A 15,180-nucleotide genomic window follows, 5' to 3' on the forward strand; every position below is an offset into this window, starting at 1 on the left:
CGCTGTTATACGTTTTGGGCGCGGGTTGGGTTTGGCGATTGTGTCAGGCGGCCCAGGTGTTGGCGGGTTGGCGGATGATCTGGTGGGTGGGGTCGAGGCGTGTGAGCTGCTGGGCGATGGTGTCTGAGAGGTCGCCTAAGTGTCCAACGTACCAGCCGGCGAGGCAGGGGTGTCCGGCGATGCGGTCGATCTGCTGGCGGATGGTGTCTTCGACACGGGCTTCGGCGTCGAGTGGGATGGACTGGAGGAGGAGGATGCCGGCGCGGTCGGCGGCTTCGTAGAGCAGTTCGGTGCCGAAGTGGTCGCGGACAAAGAGCAGGGACTGGCCGGTGGCGGGTAGGAGTTTCTGCTCGGCGATGCGGTCGATGGTCAGGACGTTATCGAAATGGAAGGGTTTGCCGTTGACGAGGAAGCTTGGGGAGCCGGCGGTGTTCTGCTCGGGTTCCTGGCGGACGGAGGTGAGGCCGATGGTTGTGGTTTGTTCGTCGAGGGGTTCGTCGTTTTCGAGGAGGGTGAGCTTGAGTTCGTAGAGATTCTGATGGCCCATGCCTGCGGGCCACCACCGCTCGGGTTCGACGAGGTCGAAGCGGATGCGGCCGTTGTGGTTTTCATCGAGCGGGGTTCGGGTCTGGCCTTCGTCGTGGAAGCCGTCGAGGCTGTTGATCTCGACGTAGACGTCGACGGCGGCGGGAGGTGTGAGGTTGACGCCATCGGTGGGTACGGGTGGCAGGGTCTGGAACTGTGTGTCGATGACGGCCTGGTGCTGGTCGACGTAGCGGATGAGTGGGCGTATGGATCCGAGTCGGAGTCTGCTGGACATGTTTTGGGCCTCCCGTAAGGGCGGATGGGACGACAGGCGTTCTTCATCCATACCTCATTTAGGCACAAAGTCCAGATCGGATCTGCATAGGGCGGGAAGTTGATAAATGGGGAGGACCCAAACATGCGTGTTTGGGGCGTTGGGGGAGGGTCTTATATATGACTTCGGGTTAGATCAGGCGTCAGCTGTTTGCGGGCAGGTGGCTTCGATGAGATGGACGATCTGGTCGTAGCCCGGGATGAGCCGGTCGATTTTGGCGTAGCCGTTGGCCTGGCAGGTGACGAGGCAGGTGTCGTGGTTGATGATCCAGCGGGCGGCGAGCTTGGGCTTCTCGAACTCGAACCAGACGTTGACGGATTCGGGTTCGGGGATGCGTTGTTCAGCTGCCAATTGGTAGAGGCCCTCTGCGACGTCCTGGATCGCCTGGATGCTGCGTGTGACTTCCTGGATGCGTTGGACTTCTGTCTGGAGGGGTGTCATGGTTTGCTTTCTGATCGCGGCCTGGCGATCACGTGGCTGACTACTTCTTTTATTCTGTCTTTGGAAGGGTGGTCGGCAAGGGCTGCTTGTGGTGGTGTCAACCCCCTGAACAGGTTGTTTAAGGGGTTTGGAGCCGATGAGGCGTGATTCTGCCCATTTATTTTTTAGGATTCTTTTGGGATTTGATCGTTTATTGGGTTGATCTGATCCCGTTTGGTGTCGATTGAGTGTTGTTGCGTCTTGGTGGCGGGCTTGAGGGGTATGGGGCTTTCGATTGGCTTTGGGTCTTTGGAGGGCTACTCTTTGTTTATGCGTGAGAAGCGAAGGTCAGGCTTTACGCTGATCGAGTTGCTGGTGGTGTTGAGCATCGTGGCGCTGCTGATGGGGCTGCTTCTGCCGGTGTTGAGTCGGGCGCGGCCGGCGGCTCAGGCGGTGCAGTGCATGAGTCATCTGCGGCAGCTGGCGGTGGCTCAGCAGGCTTATCACATCGAGCACGATCGGTTCGCGCGGTTGTGGGCGGGTTCGATGAGCGATGGCGAGGCGGTGAATGTGACGGTGATCACGCCGTTGCAGGAGATGCTGGGGCTGGATGTGGATGGGGCGCGTCGGCTGACGGAGGCGGGGTCGGTTATGCATTGTCCGACGGTGCAGGCGGAGGACTTCGATGAGCTGAGGGGTAAGGGCTTGAGGCCTTTTCCGGGCGAGCAGTTTTCGTCGTATGGGATTAACGGGGCGATGTACTTTGATCGGTGGGGTTTTTCGGCGTCGGTGATTCCTTCGCCTAGTTCGATCATCATTCTGGGCGAGCAGGCTCTGGAGCCGTTCGAGCGGATGGTGACCTCGGACGGGATATATGTGACGCCTGGGTTTGTGAGGTGGACGCCTCTAGCAAACCATGATCCGGACCGCGGGTATCGGCATGATGCTCGGGGCGGGAACATGGCTTATGCGGACGGGCACGTGGCCATGACGATGCACGAGGCGTTGCCGCTTGATGGTGGGCGGTGGCACTGGTGGGATGCGTCGGGGGATCCATTCGACATGAACGAGCCCGAACGGTGCGGGTGCGACGAGTAGCTTGATGCGAGTGCGAAGTCCGGGAGGCTGTCAGCTTATTTCTTGCCCATGAAGAACTTCTTGACCGAGTGGACGGTGATCTGCCGGCCGATACGCGCGATGGCTTCGGTGAGGGGCACGCCTTTGGGGCAGACCTTGACGCAGTTCTGGGCGTTGCCGCAGTCGCTGACGCCACCTGGGCCCATGAGGGCTTCGAGGCGGTCGGCTTTGAGCTGCTTGCCGGTCTCGTGCTCGTTGAAGTAGAGGGCCTGTGCGATGGCCTGCGGGCCGATGAACTCGTTGTCTTTTTCGAACTGCGGGCAGGCTTCGAGGCAGCATCCGCAGGTCATGCAGCGGGAGAGGGCGTAGCGGAACTCCTGGGATTCCTGGGATTCCTGCGGGCCTTCGCCGAGGTCGTGGGTGCCGTCGATGGGGACCCAGCCCTTGACCTTCTTGAGGTTGTCGAACATGCGCTGGCGGTCGACGAAGAGGTCGCGGACGACGGGGAACTTGGTCATGGGCTCGACGGTGATGGTGTCGCCTTCGGGCAGCATCTCGTCGACAAGGGTCGAGCAGGACTGCTTGACCTTGCCGTTGATGTTCATGGTGCAGGAGCCGCAGACTTCTTCTAGGCAGCCGGAGTCCCAGACGGGTGAGGTGGTTGGCTTGCCCTCAACGGTCACCGGGTTGGCGGCGACGTACTGGAGGACGGAGATGATGTTCTGTCCGGGCCGGTAGGGGACTTCGAAGGTCTCGTAGTAAGCGGGCTGGGAGGGAGCGTCCTGGCGCTTGATCCTGACCTTGTATTTTTCGGGCTTGTTTTGGGCGATCATGTTTGGCTCGCTGGTTGCTGCGATGTTTACCTGATAGTGCGGCGGGGCGGATTACTTGGCGGCCGCGGCTTCTTTCTTCTCGTCTTGTTTCTTATCGACGGAGCCGTAGGTACGGGCTCGGGGCTCAACCATGGGCTGTGGCACGTCTTCGTACCAGACCTCGCATTTATCGAGGTTGGCGTCGTACTTGACCATGGAGGTCTTGAGGAACGGATCGTCGATGCGTTCGGGGTAGTCGGGTCGGTAGTGGGAGCCGCGGGATTCCTTGCGGAGGATGGCGGATTCGATGACGGCGTCGGCGTAGATGAGCATGTCCCCTACGGCCCGGGTGAAGAGCAGGTTCTGGTTGGTCCAGTGTCCTGTGTCGGAGAGCTTGAGGGAGCTGAACTGCTCCTTGAGTTCGGCGACCTTCTCGCGGGCCTGGATCATGCGCTGCTCTTCGCGGATGACGGTGCAGGCGTCGGTCATTTCTTCGCCAAGTACGCGGTGGATCTCGTAGGGGTTGTGCTGGCCGTCGTTGGCCTCGAACTTGGCGATGAGGTCTTTTTCCTGCTGAATCTGATCGTTGATGAGGTTCTCAGAGAGGTCGGCGGCTCGGGTGCCGGTGTGGTCCTTGGCGTGGTTGGCGACGGAGAGGCCGCAATAGAGGCCGTCGAAGATGCAGGAGAGGAGTGCGTTGGCGCCGAGGCGTGTCCCGCCGTGGTACTGGTAGTTGACTTCACCGAAGGCGTAGAGGCCTTCGAGGTTGGTCATCATGTTTTTGGGGTCGCCGTATTTGAGCCCGCAGATCTTGCCATCGGGGGCGATGGTTTTGCGGTCGTTGGGGTCGGCGTCGTCGTCGGCTTCGCGCCATTCTTCGGTGTAGGTGGTCCAGAGCCCGCCCATGGAGTAGTGGACGGCGGGGAAGATCTTCATGGGGACTTCGGTCGGGTCGTCGCCGGTGAACTTCTCGTAGATCTCGAGGATGGATTTGAGCTTGTTCTTGGTGGTTTGTGGGAGGTGTGAGACGTCGAGGTAGACCATGCGTCCGCCGCCGATGCCATAGCCTTCCTGGCACTTCCAGAAGATCTCGCGAGTGGCGATGTCACGGGGGACGAGGTTGCCGTAGGCGGGGTATTTTTCTTCGAGGAAGTACATGCGTTCTTCCTCGGGGATATCGAGTGGGTGGCGGTTATCGCCTTTTTTGCGGGGGACCCAGACCCGGCCGCCTTCGCCACGGGCGGACTCGGACATGAGTCGGCATTTGTCTTCGCCTGGGATGGCGGTGGGGTGGACCTGGATGAACTCGGGGTTGCCGAGGTACGCGCCGTGTCGATAGGCACGCGCAGCGGCGGCGCCGGTGCAGATGACGGACATGGTGGACTTGCCGAAGAGCAGTCCGTTGCCGCCTGTGGCCAGGACGACGGCGTCGGCGGGGAAGGCCTTGATTTCCATGGTTCGGACGTCCTGGGCGATGATGCCCTTGACGTCGCCGGCCTCGTCCTTGAGTGGTCGGAGGAACTCCCAGAACTCGTACTTGGTGACTTTGCCTTCGGCTTCGTAGCGTCGGGTTTGTTCGTCGAGGGCGTAGAGTAGTTGCTGTCCGGTGGAGGCTCCTGCGAAGTGGGTTCGCTTGAAGAGGGATCCGCCGAAGAGCCGGAGATCGCGTTCGCCTTCGAAGGTTCGGTTGAAGGGAACGCCCATGCGGTCGAGTAGGTCGATGACCTTGGGTGCCCAGTGGGCCATTTCGTAGACGGGCGGCTGGTGGTTGAGGAAGTCGCCGCCGTAGAGCGTCTCATCCATGTGCTGCCACTCGGAGTAGCCCTGCTGGCGGGCGACCTTGTTGCAGGCGTTGATGCCGCCTTGTGCGCAGACGGAGTGTGAGCGTTTGACGGGTACGACGGAGAAGAGGTCGACGGGCGTACCGGCTTCGGCGACGCGGACGGCGGCTGCGAGTCCGGCGAGTCCTCCGCCTACGACGATGACTCGGGGTTGGGTGCTCACGGGTTGCTTCCTTTGCTGCCAGTGCTTGTGATTTCGGTTCCGGCCGAGACTAAGGGTTTGCCCTAAGTTTATGCATCGGCTGGTTCGGGAGCGACCTTTTCAGGTCATTTTCTGAGGTTTTATGGGTTGTAGACGGCGGGTTCGGCGACGGGTGTCGCTGACTCGACGAGTGCGGGATCGGTGCCTTCGATGAGGATCTGCATGGCTTCGAGTTCGGCGGGGGAGAGTTCGTACGCCCAGGAGCCCCAGAGGGCAAAGGCCGTGAAGATGCTCAGGCTGACACCGACGGCGGCACAGACGTATCCCCAGCGTCTCATGGACTGGACGCTGGTGGTGACACCCCAGGTGATGGCTGAGGTCCAGAGGCCGTTGGCCCAGTGGAAGACGGCGGAGTAGGCCCCGAGGATGTAGAGGATGGAGACGAGGATGGCGAGGGTGAGGTTCTGCTGGAGGCCGCCTTGGAGGGCCAGGGCGAGGCTGGCGGAGGAGAGGGGGACTTCGGTGCCGTCGGCGGTGTGGCCGTAGACGTAGAAGGGGGTGTACCAGCCGAAGATGTCCCATCCCCAGCGGAGGGTGGCGACGTGTAGGAAGACGAAGATGAGGGCGATGATGCCGGTGACGCGTTGGGCGACGTAGCGGACGTTGCCGTAGTAGCGGTAGGACTTGACGTTGTTCTTGCCGGTGAAGGTGTAGAGGATGCCGAGTCCGGCGTGGAAGGCGATGGGCAGCCAGAGGCCGAAGATCTCGACGAAGATCATGGCGGGGATGGTGCCGTGGATCCATTCGACTTCGTGCTGGAAGGCGTCTTCCATGCCGAGAGGCTTGGCGGCCATCTGCATGTTGGTGAAGAGGTGGAACATCAGGAACATGCCGATGGGCACGATGCCTGTGAGGGAGTGGAGCCTCCTCAGGAGGAAGTGGTGTTTGTCGAGGAATCCCTGAGGTTCGGGTGAGGCGGTAGCAGTCGACACTGGGAGTTTCCTTGGATCGGGTTCGCCGGGGTGTTGCGTGGTTCCGGGGCTATCAGGATACAGATAAGTCTCTTGTGTGGCCAGTGGTCCGTTTCATCGGATCAGAGGGCGTGCTCGGTTCCGGGCGGAATGGGCGGGGTGCCCGGTGCGCCGGGTTGACCGGGTGGGGTCTGGGCCTGGGGGGAGGCCATGTAGACGAATTGTGTTCTCAATTCCTGAAGGGTGAGTTTGATGGTTTGGGCCTCTTCGTCTGAGAGGTTGCCGCGGGTTTTCTCTTCGAGGACGCCGAGGAGATCGATGTGGAACTTGGCGAGTTCGAGGTCGGGCGGGATGGGCTGGCCGGTGCGTCGGTCGGCGAAGGCGCCGAGTGACATGAGGGCCTGGGTGGCGATGGAGGAGAGGAGGGTTTCGAAGGAGGCGGCGGGGATGCCGTTGGGGCCTGGGGTTCCGGCTTCGCCTGCGGGGCCTGCTTTGGCGGCGGCTTCGGCTTCGCGGGCTTTGGCCTGTTCGGCGAGCTTCTGTTTTTCGGCCTGAGCCTGTGATTTCCAGTCGGAGTCGACGATGATCTTGGGCGGGTCCTGGGGGGCGTCTTCGCCTGGGGGCATGGGGAGGGCCTTTCGGGGAGTGAGGTGTCTGGAGTATAGCCCGGAATTGGGCGGCGTTTGGTGGTGGTGGGGGTGTGGAATCGGCTATGGTGCGGGGCTTGAGATATGAGGCGTATGGACGCCAGAAAGTGAATGGTGATGTCGGATAGCGATCGCGAGACGGGCACGGTGCTGGACGTGAAGATGAATGATCAGGGGCTGGTGCCAGCGATTGTTCAGGATTACGAGACGGGGGAGGTGCTGATGATGGCGTGGATGAATGAGGCGGCGCTTAAGGCAACGCTAGAGAACAAGAAGGCGACGTTCTATTCGCGGTCGCGTGACAAGATGTGGGTGAAGGGCGAGTCTTCGGGGCATGTGCAGGAGGTGGTGGAGGCGCGGGTCGATTGCGATCAGGACACGGTGCTGCTTCGGTGTCGGTCGCAAGGGCCGGCGTGTCACGTGGGGTATCGGAGCTGCTTCTACCGGTCGGTCGAGGGTTCTGAGGGGTTGAAGACGGTGGAGGAGCGGGTTTTCGATCCGAAGAGCGTTTACGGAAAGTGAGCTGACGGATGGCTGCAAGGAAGCAGGGCGTCGATCTGTTCAAGCCGAGGGTGGCGGCGCTTCGGCGGCGGTTGAAGGCGAAGCAGCTGGATGCGTTGCTGCTGACGCGTGCGGTGGATGTGCGTTATCTGACGGGGTTTTGCGGGGAGGACTCGTGGGTACTGGTGCCGATGAGCCGTGGCAGGGTGGTGGTGATTTCGGACAAGCGGTTTGAGGAGGAGATCGCGGAGACGGCGCCGGGTGTGACGGCGGTGATGCGGGAGGGAGCGATCGGGCCGGCGGCGGGTGGCGTGATCGCGAAGCGTGGGTTTGAGCGGGTGGGTTTTGATGCGGCGGAGCTGACGGTGGCGGAGAAGGCGTCGCTGGCCAAGGCTTGCAGGCCGGCGAAGCTGGTGTCGGTGCCGGTTGACATGACGGGGCAGCGGTCGGTCAAGGATGAGCATGAGCTCAAGATGATTCGGCGGGCGGTTGCGATTCAGCAGAAGGCGTTTGTGGACACGGTGGGCTGGATGTCGGCGGGGATGACCGAGGTGGAGGTGGCTGCTTACCTGGAGTACCGGATTCGTGCGCATGGTGGGGAGGGTGTGAGCTTTCCGACGATTGTGGCGGCGGGGGAGCGGTCGAGTTTGCCGCATGCGATGCCGACGTCGAAGAAGCTGAAGCGGAACGGGGTGGTGTTGTTTGACTGGGGGGCGAAGTATGGCGGGTATTGTTCGGACATGACGAGGGTGGTGTCGCTGGGGCGGATGCCGAAGCAGATGGCGGAGGTTTATGAGGTGGTGTTGCAGGCGCAGCTGGCGGGGATTGCGGCGATCGCTCCGGGCGTGCGGCTGAGCGATGTGGATGGGGCGTCGCGGGCGGTGATTGAGAAGGCGGGGTATGGGGATCGGTTTATTCACAGCCTTGGTCATGGGATTGGCCTGGAGATTCATGAGGAACCGCGTTTGTGGGGCAAGGCGAAGGGGGTTCTGGAGCCGGGGCAGGTGGTGACGGTGGAGCCTGGGGTGTATCTGCCGGGCGTGGGTGGGGTTCGGATTGAGGATGATGTGCTGGTGACCGGAAGAGGTCACGAGGTGTTGTGCGACTTGCCCAAAGACCTGGCATCCGCGAGTCTGTAGGGTCTTAATTTCGTGTATCAGGCTGGACGGTGGGGCTGGCCGCTGGAACTTAATCAACATGACTGATCTGAAAACGCTGAAACAGCTCATCAAGATGATGGTCGACAACGACCTGACCGAGGTCGATCTCGAGGGTGAGGATGGCAAGGTGAAACTCAAGCGTGGGGCGGGTGAAGGGGCTGCTCCGGCGATGGTGTATGCCCCGCCGGCTGCTCCGGCGTCCCCTGCGGCTCCGGCTGCTGCAGCGGCTCCCGCGGCTGCGTCGGGTGGTGATGCTCCGGCGACGGAAGAGGCGGGCCTGATTACGGTCAAGAGTCCGATGGTGGGGACGTACTACGCTTCGTCGAGTCCGGATGCGGCGCCTTATGTGCAGGTGGGCGACAAGGTGACGGCGGACTCGGTGGTCTGCCTGATCGAGGCGATGAAGGTGTTCAACGAGATCAAGGCCGAGGCGAGCGGGACGGTCGCTGAGGTGCTGGTGAACAACGGCGACACGGTGGAGTTTGGCCAGCCGCTGGTGAAGATCCGTCCGGCTTAGGTCGGTTGTGCGGGCGGGTGTGTGTTGTTTGATCCAGACTGATCCTTGTCGCTTGGGCCTTTTGATGGGTCGTGCGGCGATTTGCTGAGAGTGCCTGCATGTTTTCGAGGATTCTGATTGCGAACCGGGGTGAGATCGCGCTACGGATTATCCGGGCTGCCCGCGAGTTGGGTGTGGAGACGGTGGCGGTCTATTCGGAAGTAGATCGTGACTCGATGCACGTGAAGCTGGCGGATCACTCGGTTTGTATTGGTCCGGCGGCGGCGGGTGAGTCGTATTTGAATATCCCGAGGATCATTGCGGCGGCGGAGGTGATGAACGTTGACGCGATTCATCCGGGGTATGGGTTTCTGGCGGAGAACTCGCACTTTGCAGAGGTGTGTCGGAGCTGCAACATCGAGTTTATTGGCCCGCCGGTGGATGCGATGCAGACGCTTGGCGACAAGGTGAAGTGCAAGCAGCTGGCGATCAAGAACAAGGTGCCGACGTCGCCTGGCTCGAAGGGGAAGATCGAGGATGAGGCGACGGCGCTGAAGGTGGCCAAGGAGATTGGCTACCCGGTCATGATCAAGGCGGCGGCGGGCGGTGGCGGCCGGGGGATGCGGGTGGCGAATAACGATATTTCGTTGCAGAGTGGGCTGAAGGCGGCGCGGGCCGAGGCAGAGGCTGCGTTTGGGGATGGGACGGTGTACATCGAGAAGTTCATCGATCGGGCGCGGCACGTTGAGGTGCAGGTGATCGGGGACACGCATGGGAATGTGGTGCACCTGTGGGAGCGCGACTGCACGATGCAGCGGCGGAAGCAGAAGCTGATCGAGGAGGCGCCGTGTCCGGTGCTGGATCGGCCGGCGGCGGACAAGCTGTGCAAGGCGGCGGCCCGGCTGGTGGCGGCGGCGGGTTATTACTCGGCGGCGACGGTTGAGTTTCTCATGGACTCGAAGGGCGAGTTCTATCTGATGGAGGTGAACACGCGGGTGCAGGTGGAGCATCCGGTGACGGAGATGATCACCGGGATCGATATCGTGAAGACGCAGATCCGGGTGGCGGCGGGTGAGAAGCTGGGGTTCAACCAGAAGGACGTGAAGGTGAACGGGCACGCGATCGAGGCGCGGATCAATGCGGAGGATCCGGATCGCGGGTTTGCGCCGTGTGCCGGGCCGATCGATGAGCTGTTTCTGCCGGGCGGGCCTGGGGTGCGGGTGGATACGCACGTGCAGGCTGGGTATCGGGTCCCGCCTAATTACGATTCGATGATCGCGAAGTTGATTGTGCACGCGGAGGATCGGTCGGCGGCGATCACGCGGCTAAGCCGGGCGTTGGTGGAGTTTCAGGTGTCGCCTATTGCGACGACGGTGGGGCTGCACAGCCGGCTGATGAAGAACGGGAACTTCCGGAAGTCGGATGTGGACATCAACTTTGTGGAGCGGTTGCTGGGGATGTAGGCGGGTATGCTGGGGGGATGGTTTTCCGGAACTTGCTTGTGGCGCTGCTGGTGGTGGGGGGGCTGTGTCTGAGTGGGTGTGGGATCGGGCGGATCGGGATTTATCCGGGGGTGGGTCGGGTGGTGGACTGGGCGGCGGTGCCAGCGGATGCGCGGGAGGTGTGGCTGGAGATTGAGGGGGGTGATCGGGTGCCGGGGTGGTTGTTGCTGGGTGAGGGGCGAACGGCGGAGACGCCGGGTGCGGCGGTGGTTTACATGCATGGGAATGCGGAGGTGATCGGGGATTGTGTGGAGCGTGTGCGGCCTTACCGGGAGATGGGGGTGTCGGTGTTGCTGGTGGAGTATCGGGGGTTTGGGAGGGCGGGTGGGTCGCCCAGCCAGGCGGGGATCGGGGCGGATATGGATCGGTTTGTGGATTGGCTGGTTGAGCAGCCGGAGGTGGACCCGGCGCGGATGATTTATCACGGGCGGTCGCTCGGGGGCGGGGTGGCGTTGGATCTGACGCTACGGAAGCCGCCAGCGGCGTTGGTGTTGTCGGCGACGTTCACGTCGATGCCGGACATGTTCGAGCGGATGGGGTGGCCGGGGTGGCTGGCGACGGATCGGTACGACAACCTGGCGGCGATCAGGCAGTACGACGGGCCGGTGCTGATTCTGCACGGGGATGCGGATGCGCTAATTCCGTTAGCGCAGGGGTATGCGCTGGCGGAGGCGGCGGAGCGGGGGTCGATCGTGGTGGTGCCGGGGGTGGGGCATCACGGGATCGGGCGTGAGGCGGGCGGGGTGTTTTGGCGGGGGGTGGGAGCGTTTATACAGCTGATCGTTCTGAACCAATCACAGACGCATCCCGTCGAGACGAGTAGTTCAAAGATTTTCTTGTGAATTACTCTTATTAATATATAAAATATATACCAAGAAAATAAATAGATTTAATGCAGACAATGTAACTATGGGAAATCGGCCACCATTTAGTATTTGATCCCATGCAATTATCAATACTGTTGAATTCCCGGAGAAAGCCATGATAATTAGAGGTGCAATCATGGGAGCGTTCTTTGATTTATCTGAGCCTAATTTAGTGGGAATTGCGAGTAATTCGTTATCTTCTTGCTTAAATCGTTCTGTAGGCTTGGCTAGATATGTATAAGAAGCTATTGATATCCAAGATACGATTAACGAGATGTTTATTACTATAATGGTCTTATTGTAATTTTCTAATAATCCACTGACGATAAAAAAATAGCTTGCTATCATTAGGGGTATTATTGCTGATAGGTAGCTGTCATGCATGGCATTTTGCCATGTTGACTTACTGCGGCCAGTGCTAGTATTAGGAAATTCGTTCTTCGAAAACATTATGGGCTATGTCATTTGCCATGATTGTGATATTTGATATCTGAAAGTGAGGGGCCATCTCATGTATTTGGGGTGAGGTAGCTGCCAGTGAATGATAGAACAGCTTCCCCAGTCATCTTCGCACTGCCTGATTTCCATTCGATTTGGAGGGGGCCGCCGGGGAGTTTGGTGGTGACTTTGGTTTCGGTGAGGTTGAGGTGGATGGCGGCGACGGCGGCGGCGGTGGCGCCGGTGCCGCAGGCCTGGGTGGGGCCGGAGCCGCGTTCCCAGTGGATGACTTTGAGGGTGTGGCGGTCGAGGACCTGGGCCCAGTGGATGTTGGCTCGGGCGGGGAAGGCGGGGTGGTGTTCGAGTTGGGGGCCGAGTCGGCGGAGGTCGATGGCGGTGAGGTCGTCGGTGAAGATAACGGCGTGGGGGTTGCCGGTGTTGACGGCGACGAAGGTGATGGGCTCGCCGTCGAGGTCGAGGGTCCAGGTAGCGGGGTGGTCGGTGGGCTGGGCGTGGTCGAGGTTGAGGGGGACGGCTTCGGCCTCGAAGCGGGGCGGTCCCATGTCGACGGTGGCGGTGCTTAGTTGGCCGTGGGTGTCGGTCGTGTAGTCGACGGTGAGGACGCCGTTGCCGGTCTCGATGAGGAGGGGTTTGGCGCGGGCGATCTTCTGGTCGTGGACGAGTTTGGCGAGGCAGCGGAGGCCGTTGCCGCACATGTCGCCTTCGGAGCCGTCGACGTTGAACATGCGCATGCGGGCGTGGGCCTGGGGGGCGGCGGGTGTGGGCGGGACGGCGAGGATGAGGCCGTCGGAGCCGATGCCGCGGTGGCGGTCGGAGAGGTTCCGGGCGAGCTGGTGGAGGTCGAGGTCGTCGGGAAGGGGGTGGGCGATGGCGTTGATGTAGACGTAGTCGTTGCCTAGGCCGTGCATCTTGGTGAAGGGGAGGGTGGGCATGGGGGTGTTTTAGCTTGTTGTGGGATTGGAGGTTCTGGGCATGTCCTTGAGGGGGTTGGTACTCGATTTTGGATGCTTGGTTCTGTGGGCACGCAACGTGCCCACAGCCACCCTTGGTCTTTGGTGATCGGGGCCAGAATCCCTTGAGAAAGGTCTACCAGAGGTCGAAGGCGAACCAGGTGGCGGTGGTGATGGCGGCGGTGAGGAGGATGAGGAGGCGGAGGGTTTGGACGCGTTGGTCGATGGGGAAGCGGTTGAGGGGGGTGTGGATGAGGGAGCGGAGGTGGTCCTGGCGTTCGCGGATGGAGCCGTGTCGCCACATGAATCGGGTGGTGCTCATGTTGTTGAGTTCGGCGACGGCGTTGAGGGCGGCGTTCATGTCGTTGGCGGCCTGCTCGGAGGCGGTGTTGGCTTGCGGGTCGTTGTGGAGGGAGAGGGCGCGGACGGCGGCGGCGTCGGCCTGGCGTTCGAAGCGGCGGGATAGGTAGCCCATGGCGAGGAGCCAGGGGATGGCGACGGCGGCGGTGGCGAGGGAGAGGGTGACGACGGCGGTGGTTTCGTCGGTCTGGCCGTAGGCGGCGGCGGTGAGGAGGTCGGCCCAGGGTGAGAGTCGGAGGGCGGTTTCGCCGGCCCAGGCGACGGCGAGGGTGCCGAGTCCGAGCCAGAGGGCGTGTCGCTGGCGGACGTGGGCGACTTCGTGGGCGAGGACGCCGAGGATCTGGGGTTTGGGGAGGTGGTCGAGGAGGGTGTCGGTGATGAGGACGTAGCGGAAGGGCCAGAGGATGCCGAGGACGGCGGCGTTGGCGAGTCGTCCTTCGGTGATCCAGAGGCGGAAGTGTCCGGGTCGGACGCGCTGGGTTTGGCAAAGGCCGGTGAGATCGTCGCGGAGTTCGCCGGGTGGGACGGAGCGGGTGCGCCAGCTGGCGATGATGAGGGGGGCGCTGAGGGCAAGGATGGCGATGAGGCCGGCGAAGAGGAGGAGGCCTTTGTTGGTGGTGGTTGTGTCGATGAGGTTGAGGGTTTCGAGCCATGCGACGATGAGGAGCATCGGCATGAGGACGGGGGCGAGCTGGTGCCGGGTCTGATCGAGGACGTAGGTGGCGAGGGTGGTGGGGGGGTAGACGGGTTTGCCTTCCATCATGCGGCGCATGGTTCCGGCTTCGCGGGCCCAGCGGTCGATGGGGAAGTAGGGGACCCAGCGCCAGGTCAGGAGGAGGAAGGTGGGGAGGAGGGTGATGAGTTCGTCGAGGAGGATGGGGTCGCCGAGGGTGCTGCGGACCGAGGCGAGGGTGCCGAGGTAGAGGTCGAGGGCGAAGAGGATGAGGGCGAGGGGGCCGTAGTTGTCGGCGAAGCGGTAGAGGGTGGGTAGTTTTCGGTGGGCGGTGCTTGAGGACCAGCTGCGTGAGACGCGGAGGCAGGTCATCGACCAGGCGAGGGCGAGGACGGCTTTGGCGAGGAGGCTGAGGGCCCAGTCGGTGGCGTCGGCGGGAGGTGTATCGAGGGCGAGGCTGTCGTAGCCCAGCAGCAGGGCGAAGAGTGCCATGGCGTAGATGGGCATGGTTGGATCGCTCTGTTTGGGTCAGGTGGTGCCGAGGTAGATGCGTAGGAGGTTGGGGACTTTGGGGTCTTCGCGGTCGCCGGCTCCGTAGCCGACGGCGGTGACGGTCATGGGCGGGGTGGGGCCGAAGTGGGTGCAGAGGGCGGCGGCGATGGCGGCGCCGGTGGGCGTGATGAGTTCGCCGGTGCGGTCGACGCCCAGAGTGGGTAGTCCTTCGAGGAGGTAGGCGGTGGCGGGTGCGGGGACGGGCATGAGGCCGTGGGCGCAGCGGACGTAGCCGCGGGAGATCGGGAGGGGCCCGCAGGAGAGGGTGTCGATATCGAGGGCTTCGAGGGCGAGTGCGACGCCGAGCATATCGACGATGGAGTCGACGGCTCCGACTTCGTGGAAGTGGACGTCTTCGGGTGTCATGCCGTGGACGCGGGCTTCGGCTTCGGCGAGTTTTCGGGTGATGGCGCGAGCGCGGTCTTTGGCGCGGTTGGGGGCGTCGAGGTGGTCGATGAGGTGGAGGATGTCTTTGGCGGTGCGGTGGTGGTGTTCGTGTGTGTGGCTATGGCTGTGTTGGTGGTCGTGATCGTGCGCATGAGTGTGGTCGTGGCTGTGCGAATGGCCGTGGCTGTGGCTGTGGGCGTGTTCGTGCGTGTGCGTGTGTTCGTGTTTGTGCTCGTGGGCAGCGGCGGTTTGCTCGATGTGGACCTTGAGGTCGATGGCTCCAATGCCGTGGCGGCTGACGGTCTGGGTGGTGAGCTTGTAACCGGGCTCGAATCCGAGTTTCTGTAGGGGTTCGTCGATGACTTTGGGATCGACGCCAAGGTGGATGAGGGCGCCGAGGGCCATGTCGCCTGCGATGCCGGAGAAGGGGTCGAGGTGGAGGTGTTTGGGCATGGAGGAGATGATAGACCGATCGAACGGTTAGTATTGGGGGCGAACCGTGGGG

At 62.1% G+C, this 15,180-nt stretch carries 16 protein-coding genes; 6 read left to right on the top strand and 10 right to left on the bottom strand.

Going from position 1 to position 15,180, the window contains the following annotated elements; all coding sequences use genetic code 11:
- Positions 1-43 precede the first annotated feature (43 nt).
- Both ACQZAB_RS09400 and ACQZAB_RS09405 read right to left on the bottom strand, forming a co-directional pair.
- Positions 44-820: a hypothetical protein gene (locus tag ACQZAB_RS09400; RefSeq protein WP_428389218.1), complete on the bottom strand. Its 777-nt coding sequence runs from the start codon at positions 818-820 to the stop codon at positions 44-46.
- A gap of 174 nt (positions 821-994) precedes the next feature.
- Positions 995-1,300, bottom strand: coding sequence for a hypothetical protein (locus ACQZAB_RS09405; protein ID WP_428389220.1), 306 nt, complete (start codon positions 1,298-1,300; stop codon positions 995-997).
- 309 nt (positions 1,301-1,609) lie between these two features.
- On the opposite strand from ACQZAB_RS09405, the gene ACQZAB_RS09410 reads away from it, so the two are divergent.
- On the top strand, positions 1,610-2,377 hold the full coding sequence (locus tag ACQZAB_RS09410) for a type II secretion system protein (protein ID WP_428389222.1): 768 nt from the start codon (positions 1,610-1,612) through the stop codon (positions 2,375-2,377).
- A gap of 35 nt (positions 2,378-2,412) precedes the next feature.
- Here ACQZAB_RS09410 and sdhB read toward each other — a convergent pair whose 3' ends face one another.
- The 4 genes from sdhB to ACQZAB_RS09430 all read right to left on the bottom strand — a co-directional run bounded on the left by sdhB (position 2,413) and on the right by ACQZAB_RS09430 (position 6,748).
- Positions 2,413-3,189: a succinate dehydrogenase iron-sulfur subunit gene (sdhB, locus tag ACQZAB_RS09415; RefSeq protein ID WP_428389224.1), complete on the bottom strand. Its 777-nt coding sequence runs from the start codon at positions 3,187-3,189 to the stop codon at positions 2,413-2,415.
- 51 nt (positions 3,190-3,240) lie between these two features.
- A complete protein-coding gene (locus ACQZAB_RS09420) occupies positions 3,241-5,172 on the bottom strand; it encodes an FAD-binding protein (protein WP_428389226.1) in 1,932 nt (643 codons plus the stop codon).
- A gap of 119 nt (positions 5,173-5,291) precedes the next feature.
- Entirely contained in the window at positions 5,292-6,143 is an 852-nt protein-coding gene (locus ACQZAB_RS09425; RefSeq protein ID WP_428389227.1) for a hypothetical protein, read from the bottom strand.
- A 101-nt stretch (positions 6,144-6,244) separates the two neighbouring features.
- Positions 6,245-6,748 carry a DUF1844 domain-containing protein gene (locus ACQZAB_RS09430; protein WP_428389229.1) on the bottom strand — a complete coding sequence of 168 codons (504 nt, stop codon included), beginning with the start codon at positions 6,746-6,748 and terminating at the stop codon, positions 6,245-6,247.
- 138 nt (positions 6,749-6,886) lie between these two features.
- On the opposite strand from ACQZAB_RS09430, the gene hisI reads away from it, so the two are divergent.
- The 5 genes from hisI (at position 6,887) to ACQZAB_RS09455 (ending at position 11,270) form a co-directional block, all read left to right on the top strand.
- Positions 6,887-7,291, top strand: a complete 405-nt coding sequence (gene hisI / locus ACQZAB_RS09435; protein WP_428389231.1) for a phosphoribosyl-AMP cyclohydrolase — start codon at positions 6,887-6,889, stop codon at positions 7,289-7,291.
- 8 nt (positions 7,292-7,299) lie between these two features.
- Positions 7,300-8,409, top strand: coding sequence for a M24 family metallopeptidase (locus tag ACQZAB_RS09440; RefSeq protein ID WP_428389233.1), 1,110 nt, complete (start codon positions 7,300-7,302; stop codon positions 8,407-8,409).
- A 58-nt stretch (positions 8,410-8,467) separates the two neighbouring features.
- Positions 8,468-8,947, top strand: a complete 480-nt coding sequence (accB, locus tag ACQZAB_RS09445; protein WP_428389235.1) for an acetyl-CoA carboxylase biotin carboxyl carrier protein — start codon at positions 8,468-8,470, stop codon at positions 8,945-8,947.
- Between the two features lie 98 nt (positions 8,948-9,045).
- Positions 9,046-10,389: an acetyl-CoA carboxylase biotin carboxylase subunit gene (gene accC / locus ACQZAB_RS09450; RefSeq protein ID WP_428389237.1), complete on the top strand. Its 1,344-nt coding sequence runs from the start codon at positions 9,046-9,048 to the stop codon at positions 10,387-10,389.
- Between the two features lie 17 nt (positions 10,390-10,406).
- Positions 10,407-11,270, top strand: coding sequence for an alpha/beta hydrolase (locus ACQZAB_RS09455; protein ID WP_428389239.1), 864 nt, complete (start codon positions 10,407-10,409; stop codon positions 11,268-11,270).
- Here ACQZAB_RS09455 and ACQZAB_RS09460 read toward each other — a convergent pair.
- The 4 genes from ACQZAB_RS09460 to ACQZAB_RS09475 form a co-directional block, all read right to left on the bottom strand.
- Positions 11,253-11,678 carry a hypothetical protein gene (locus ACQZAB_RS09460; RefSeq protein WP_428389241.1) on the bottom strand — a complete coding sequence of 142 codons (426 nt, stop codon included), beginning with the start codon at positions 11,676-11,678 and terminating at the stop codon, positions 11,253-11,255. The two genes, ACQZAB_RS09455 and ACQZAB_RS09460, sit on opposite strands and share 18 nt — an antisense overlap.
- A gap of 125 nt (positions 11,679-11,803) precedes the next feature.
- Positions 11,804-12,685, bottom strand: a complete 882-nt coding sequence (gene dapF / locus ACQZAB_RS09465; RefSeq protein WP_428389243.1) for a diaminopimelate epimerase — start codon at positions 12,683-12,685, stop codon at positions 11,804-11,806.
- A 154-nt stretch (positions 12,686-12,839) separates the two neighbouring features.
- The gene (locus tag ACQZAB_RS09470) at positions 12,840-14,243 is read right to left on the bottom strand and encodes a M48 family metallopeptidase (protein ID WP_428389245.1); all 1,404 of its coding nucleotides are present in this window, start codon (positions 14,241-14,243) and stop codon (positions 12,840-12,842) included.
- 21 nt (positions 14,244-14,264) lie between these two features.
- A complete protein-coding gene (locus ACQZAB_RS09475) occupies positions 14,265-15,128 on the bottom strand; it encodes a LarC family nickel insertion protein (protein ID WP_428389247.1) in 864 nt (287 codons plus the stop codon).
- Positions 15,129-15,180: the final 52 nt, after the last annotated feature.

This window comes from Mucisphaera sp. (genome assembly GCF_965279675.1).
Taxonomy (GTDB): Bacteria; Planctomycetota; Phycisphaerae; order Phycisphaerales; family Phycisphaeraceae; genus Mucisphaera.

Bases quoted from the DNA above. Each gene is read 5' to 3' on its own strand.
- ACQZAB_RS09400 (WP_428389218.1), bottom strand. From the start codon at position 820: ATGTCCAGCAGACTCCGACTCGGATCCATACGCCCACTCATCCGCTAC.
- ACQZAB_RS09405 (WP_428389220.1), bottom strand. From the start codon at position 1,300: ATGACACCCCTCCAGACAGAAGTCCAACGCATCCAGGAAGTCACACGC.
- ACQZAB_RS09410 (WP_428389222.1), top strand. From the start codon at position 1,610: ATGCGTGAGAAGCGAAGGTCAGGCTTTACGCTGATCGAGTTGCTGGTG.
- sdhB (WP_428389224.1), bottom strand. From the start codon at position 3,189: ATGATCGCCCAAAACAAGCCCGAAAAATACAAGGTCAGGATCAAGCGC.
- ACQZAB_RS09430 (WP_428389229.1), bottom strand. From the start codon at position 6,748: ATGCCCCCAGGCGAAGACGCCCCCCAGGACCCGCCCAAGATCATCGTC.
- hisI (WP_428389231.1), top strand. From the start codon at position 6,887: ATGTCGGATAGCGATCGCGAGACGGGCACGGTGCTGGACGTGAAGATG.
- ACQZAB_RS09440 (WP_428389233.1), top strand. From the start codon at position 7,300: ATGGCTGCAAGGAAGCAGGGCGTCGATCTGTTCAAGCCGAGGGTGGCG.
- accB (WP_428389235.1), top strand. From the start codon at position 8,468: ATGACTGATCTGAAAACGCTGAAACAGCTCATCAAGATGATGGTCGAC.
- accC (WP_428389237.1), top strand. From the start codon at position 9,046: ATGTTTTCGAGGATTCTGATTGCGAACCGGGGTGAGATCGCGCTACGG.
- ACQZAB_RS09455 (WP_428389239.1), top strand. From the start codon at position 10,407: ATGGTTTTCCGGAACTTGCTTGTGGCGCTGCTGGTGGTGGGGGGGCTG.
- ACQZAB_RS09460 (WP_428389241.1), bottom strand. From the start codon at position 11,678: ATGCATGACAGCTACCTATCAGCAATAATACCCCTAATGATAGCAAGC.
- dapF (WP_428389243.1), bottom strand. From the start codon at position 12,685: ATGCCCACCCTCCCCTTCACCAAGATGCACGGCCTAGGCAACGACTAC.
- ACQZAB_RS09470 (WP_428389245.1), bottom strand. From the start codon at position 14,243: ATGCCCATCTACGCCATGGCACTCTTCGCCCTGCTGCTGGGCTACGAC.
- ACQZAB_RS09475 (WP_428389247.1), bottom strand. From the start codon at position 15,128: ATGCCCAAACACCTCCACCTCGACCCCTTCTCCGGCATCGCAGGCGAC.